This window comes from Streptomyces katrae (genome assembly GCF_000966975.1).
Lineage (GTDB): Bacteria > Actinomycetota > Actinomycetes > Streptomycetales > Streptomycetaceae > Streptomyces > Streptomyces katrae.
Map to the genome: position 1 here is coordinate 1 of NZ_JZWV01000286.1, position 803 is coordinate 803.

Annotated in this window: 1 protein-coding gene; it reads left to right on the top strand. The window is 79.0% G+C overall.

The window, feature by feature from the left end; genetic code table 11:
* A partial coding sequence (locus tag VR44_RS11780) for a phosphopantetheine-binding protein (protein ID WP_045947394.1) occupies positions 1-803 on the top strand: 803 nt, incomplete at both ends.

The window sequence follows — 803 nt, forward strand, 5'->3', positions numbered from 1 at the left end:
CGGCCCCCTCCCACCGGACCGGCTGACCCCCGCGGAGACACGGCTGGCGGTCCTCTGGGAGGAGCAGCTCGGCATCCGCCCGGGCCCCGGAGACGACTTCTTCGCCCTCGGCGGCACCAGCCTGGGCGCGGCCCGGCTCGCCTCCGCACTGCGCGCGGGCCACCCGGGCATCTCCGTGGCCGACCTCTACCGGCGGCCGGTCCTGCGGGACATGGCCGCCCACGCCGAGACCCTCGTCGCACGCCGGGACCCGAGACCGCCGGTCCGCCCCGTGCCGCGCCGGGCCGGCCTCGTCCAGCTCCTGACGCAGACGGCCTCGTACACCGTCACCGGCCTGCGCGGGGTGGTCCTCCTGACCGGCGTCGACAACGTCCTCGGCCTGCTCGCCCCGCACACCTGGACCCCGTACACCCCGTGGTGGCTCGTGCTGACGGGCTGGCTGGCGCTCTTCGCCGCCCCGTCGCGGTTCGCCCTGGGCACCCTCGCCGCACGGCTGCTGACCCGCGGGGTGCGCCCGGGCGTGCACCCGCGGGGCGGCCCCGTCCACCTGAGGCTGTGGGCGGCCGAGCGGGCCGTCTCCGTCTTCGGGGTCCCCGACCTGCTCGGCACCCCGTGGGCCGCCCGCTACGCCCGCGCCCTCGGCTGCGCCACCGGTCCGGGGGCCGCCCTGCACGCGATGCCTCCGGTGACCGGGCTCGCCGAGTTCGGGGCCGGCTGCGCGGTGGAGCCGGAGGCCGACGTCCGCGGCTGGTGGCTCGACGGGGACCGCCTCGTCGTCGGCGCCGTCCGGATCGGGGCGGGCG